Here is a 630-nt window from a genome sequence, read left to right as displayed (position 1 = left end):
CCGGCAGGATCTTCGACAGCATTGGTTCTGTCAGGGCTACAAAATCGGCGAGCCGCGCCACCGGCACGGCGACGTCATGCTTGATCTGCGGTCCCTCGCGCCGTTGTCGGCCTTCCTCCGTCTCGGCGAGGTTCATCAAAGCGGTTTGCAGAGCCTGAACCGGCTCAGAAGCCAGGCTGTCGCGCCGCGCGCAAACAGGGGGAAACCCCAGCCATTCCGACCGGGCGATCACGCGTGTACGCGCGGTCAGACCCGGTTCGATCACGGCCAGCGCTTCCCAGACATAGCCATCGACGCTGCCGGATCGCACCAGGCCATCCGCGACCGCGCGCACCACGTTACGGTGGCTGTCGCGTTGCCCCTAAATCGGCTCTGCCTCAATCTGTGTGGCGGAGGGGCAGCATTCTTGCCCTCAACAGTTCTGGCCCGGCTCGGCCGTACATGGCGCGTTTGAGGGTCTTCAGACGATTAATCTGACCTTCTGCTTGGCCGTTGCTCCAGGGCATCTCGATAGCGTTTTTTACGGGTCCGTTGCATTAATGCCGCTTCGGCGCAGTAAAAGCAGGAGCTGCGATCATCAAGCGGCTTCCGGGAAGAGTTTGGCGACGAAGTCGATCTCGTTTTCAACTC

1 protein-coding gene is annotated in these 630 nt (G+C 61.6%); it reads right to left on the bottom strand.

Annotated features, from left to right (window positions below):
* Window positions 1-337: PhnD/SsuA/transferrin family substrate-binding protein (locus ACTJI6_RS24175; protein ID WP_440804325.1), on the bottom strand; the 337-nt coding region annotated here is incomplete at its 3' end.
* Window positions 338-630: the final 293 nt, after the last annotated feature.

Origin of the sequence: Paracoccus sp. 22332, from assembly GCF_052045125.1 — a bacterium.
Taxonomy (GTDB): domain Bacteria; phylum Pseudomonadota; class Alphaproteobacteria; order Rhodobacterales; family Rhodobacteraceae; genus Paracoccus; species Paracoccus haematequi_A.
The sequence above is the reverse complement of the archived record's forward strand: the minus strand, read 5'-3'. Positions and strand labels throughout refer to the sequence as shown.